Below are 3,376 nucleotides of genomic sequence, written 5' to 3'. Positions count from 1 at the left end.
GCATTGGAATAAAGGTCATCAATGAATTTTTCCATGTCTAGAGGCTCCCAGACATCCTTATCCTCATTATATTTGCATTTTACCGTCATGGTAGAGGTGCCAATCTTTTTGGCATTGTTCATACGGTCAATGAAGAGGTCTGTAAGTACACCCTGCATGGCTTTTTCAGATGCAGCCGCACCCTGTATCTTTTTATTTTCTTCAGCGGATGGTTCCTTTTCCAGTGCTCCGCCATCAAGGGTATCTATAGTGATTTTTACTTCAGCGGAATTATCCTTTTCGGATACAATGGAAACAGACTTTACTTCAACCTGAGCAAGTCGTGCTATCATTGTTTTGCCAATTTGTTTTGCCTGTTCTGGAGTCAGGGCGTTATTTGTTGCCTTCTGGAAGGTCGGAACAAATGTGTCCATGAAATCCTTTTCAGGATCAGTGGTTTCACCATATTGGCTCAAAACATTCTTGTCCAGGGTAAGAAGGGCCTGGGTCAGGTTTTTCATTCCTACATCTGCCTTGTCGCGACCCAGTGAGCATGCAGCGCACAGCATACACACGATTAAAATGAATGATACGGCTAAGTTTTTCTTCATAAGTTCAACTCCTTTGACTTTTAAAAATATATCTACTCAAATTCTATCAAAATTATCAGTTAAAAGAAATTACCTTTAAAAATTCCGTTAATGAGCAAGTTCTGTGTAATCCGGCTGGTGTAGGAGATGTTATCTGATAAGGTTTATTTTCTTTATTAATAATCGCTATATTCTATAATTTTTATATTGTATAATGAAAACAAAATGGACAAGTATCCGTACAATAAAAATACAGAGCTTTGACATCTGGCGGGAGGTCACAGGGAGGAGGTACTGGTATGCGGGTTATAATTACTGATTCATATGAACAGATGGGCTTGGAGGCAGCAAATATTGTTGCCGGGCAGATTTACTTAAAGCCTAACAGTGTTTTGGGGCTGGCTACAGGAAGTACCCCCATTGTCATGTATGAACATCTCATTGCAGTTCATAGGACAGTGGGCCTGGATTTTTCAGAGGTAACAACCTTCAACCTTGATGAATATATTGGTATGGGGCCGGAGAATCCCCAAAGCTATCATTATTTTATGCAGAAAAAATTTTTTAAGCATATCAATATTAATCCGGAAAATGTTCATATTCCCAATGGAATGGCTGAGGATGTGATAGCTGAGGGCGAACGATATGAACAGCTTATTGCAGCTAAAGGTGGCATAGATCTGCAGGTGTTGGGCATTGGGCAAAACGCCCATATTGGTTTCAATGAACCTGATGTAAAATTTGCGGCCACGACCCACAAGGTTGAATTAGATGAAGAAACCATATTGGCAAATTCCAGGTTTTTTAACAATGTGGACGAAGTGCCACGCTATGCCATAAGTATGGGAATCAAGACAATAATGATGGCCGAGCATGTTATATTGCTGGCCAATGGTAGAAACAAGGCAAAGGCAGTATACAAAGCTCTTTGCGGGGATGTTACGCCGGAGGCACCAGCTTCAATTTTGCAGCTGCATAGAGATGTAGTGGTCATTTTGGATAAGGAAGCAGCAGAACTGTTGCCGGAAGATATTATATCAAGGCGGAAGGCTCTTCCTGTTTCAATGAAATTGTAACGAGCTAAAGGTGTCACCTTCCTCTTTTTGTGGAGGAATCAAACGATAATAGTTGGTAAGCATATCTCCCGGCTCGTGCAACGCAAAGCTGGTGCCCTTGGGTAAAATGCTAATTTGAACAATGGTGTTATAAGACATATAAATGGAGGTGTTTCTTGTTGGATTTTTCTAATGGAGAGATTAGGTGTGGTTTAAAAAATGCAGTCACGGAGAAGGTTATACCTGAAAATACTGCTCACCATATGGGAAGTGGCAGCATGGAGGTTTATGCCACCCCTGCTATGACCTGCCTTATGGAGAAGGCGGCCACTGAGGCCTTGGAGCCTTTGCTGACAGAGGGCTGGACTACAGTAGGGATTTCACTGAATATACAGCATAAGGCAGCAACCCCTGTGGGAATGACTGTACGGGCAGAAGCCGTGGTTACTGAGGTGGATGGCCGGAAAATTACTTTTGAAGTACATGCCTTTGATGACAAGGATGAGATAGGCTGTGGCGTTCATGAACGGTTTGCTGTTTTACGTGAAAAGTTTATGGGCAAGGCATCTGGTAAGCTTAAATAAAGGAGGAACGCTATGAAGAAAGTATTGCAGTTGGTCAGTAATGACTTTGAGGATCTGGAATTGTGGTGCCCGGTGATGAGATTGAGGGAAGAAGGAGTTCAAGTTGATCTGGTTGCGGAGGTTCCAGGCCTGTATCACGGTAAATATGGTGTTCCCTGTGAGGTAGAGATGTCATTTAATGATGTGAATGCAGATGATTATGCAGGCATTTTGGTTCCAGGAGGATGGGCACCTGATAAATTGAGGAGATTTTCCAAGGTACTGCAGCTGGTATCTGATATGGATAAAGCCGAAAAGCTGATAGGCCAGATTTGTCATGCCGGCTGGGTGTTGGCATCCGCCGGAATATTACAGGGCAGAAGAGTTACCAGTACCCCCGGTATCAAGGATGATCTTGCCAATGCCGGAGCCATATGGGTTGATGAACCATGTGTGATAGACCGCAATATCGTTTCGGCCAGAAGACCGCCTGATATTCCTGTGTACATGAAGGCTTTAGCAGAAAAACTTCGTGATAAATAATTTTGTATAGGTTTAATTTTGCCAGGGAGGGAATAACAATATGTCATCAACTGTAGCAGCAAGAAGATTGGATACTTTGGGAATGACGGAGCCAAGAAGCAATTTGAGCATGTATGAACATGTATTGCTTCCGGAAGAGACCGTATTGATGGAGTTCAAGGCCTTTCGTGATGTTGCTGTGTTTACCAATAAAAAAATAATTGCAGTTAATGTACAGGGGCTTACCGGCTCAAAGGTTGAGGTGCTGGTTTTGCCTTATAGCAAGATGACAGCGTATGCTGTTGAGTCGGCAGGTGGTTTTGATCTTGATGCAGAACTGAAGTTATGGAGCTCAGGGATAGGGCTGGTGGAACTGGAATTTGTTCGTGGCCAGGTTGATGTAAAGGCTTTAGGAACCTTAATGTCCAAAGTGGTTGGTGTTCCTGAAAATATGCAGCCGGACATATCCGGTGCTGTAATGAGTCAGGGAAATGTACTTAATACAGGGGCACAGCCTGCAGCTAATCAAAATCCTGCTCCTGCAGCAGCATCAAATGTACAGGCTCCCCATGTATGTAAAAACTGTGGTGCACCAGTATCAGAGGGTCATAAGTTCTGTATAAAGTGTGGTACACCAGTTAATTGAATGCATTACAGACAATTTGAT

The 3,376-nt window shown here is 42.8% G+C and carries 5 protein-coding genes; 4 read left to right on the top strand and 1 reads right to left on the bottom strand.

Translation table 11 applies throughout. The annotated features are described in order from the left end of the window. A partial coding sequence (locus K6C05_RS08515; protein ID WP_296733638.1) for a hypothetical protein occupies positions 1-590 on the bottom strand: 590 nt, incomplete at its 3' end. Between the two features lie 278 nt (positions 591-868). Between K6C05_RS08515 and nagB the strand changes: the two genes are divergently transcribed. From nagB to K6C05_RS08495, 4 genes are all read left to right on the top strand, one after another. Beyond that, positions 869-1,645, top strand: a complete 777-nt coding sequence (gene nagB, locus K6C05_RS08510) for a glucosamine-6-phosphate deaminase (protein ID WP_296733636.1) — start codon at positions 869-871, stop codon at positions 1,643-1,645. A gap of 158 nt (positions 1,646-1,803) precedes the next feature. Then, on the top strand, positions 1,804-2,208 hold the full coding sequence (locus K6C05_RS08505) for a thioesterase family protein (protein ID WP_296733640.1): 405 nt from the start codon (positions 1,804-1,806) through the stop codon (positions 2,206-2,208). Positions 2,209-2,220: 12 nt separating this feature from the next. Further along, positions 2,221-2,730, top strand: coding sequence for a type 1 glutamine amidotransferase domain-containing protein (locus K6C05_RS08500; RefSeq protein WP_296733634.1), 510 nt, complete (start codon positions 2,221-2,223; stop codon positions 2,728-2,730). A gap of 40 nt (positions 2,731-2,770) precedes the next feature. Beyond that, the gene (locus tag K6C05_RS08495) at positions 2,771-3,355 is read left to right on the top strand and encodes a PH domain-containing protein (protein WP_296733631.1); all 585 of its coding nucleotides are present in this window, start codon (positions 2,771-2,773) and stop codon (positions 3,353-3,355) included. Positions 3,356-3,376: the final 21 nt, after the last annotated feature.

Origin of the sequence: Anaerovibrio sp., from assembly GCF_024697385.1 — a bacterium.
In the GTDB taxonomy this organism is placed as follows: domain Bacteria; phylum Bacillota; class Negativicutes; order Selenomonadales; family Selenomonadaceae; genus Anaerovibrio.
This window is presented reverse-complemented; position numbering and strand designations above follow the sequence as displayed.